Below are 282 nucleotides of genomic sequence, written 5' to 3' on the forward strand. Positions count from 1 at the left end.
TAATGGTTGTCACATACATTAAAATAATAAAAAAATTAAAAAAGTTTGAAAAATAAAAATAACATGTTATAATTATAGCGTCTATATGAATAGGGAATATTGGTAGTAGTAACTTGAAGCCAACTTGATTGTAATCTTTCAACTCTTTTGGGGAGAGTTTTATACGATTACATGTTGGTGCTTGGTACTATATGATATGGTATTGGGATAGGGTTATCATACCGATATTTTGATTTGTAAGATAGGGGTAGAGCGTAAGTAAAGGGGACGCTCTTTAAAATG

This window comes from Streptococcus sp. HMSC064H09 (genome assembly GCF_001812625.1).
Classification (GTDB): domain Bacteria; phylum Bacillota; class Bacilli; order Lactobacillales; family Streptococcaceae; genus Streptococcus.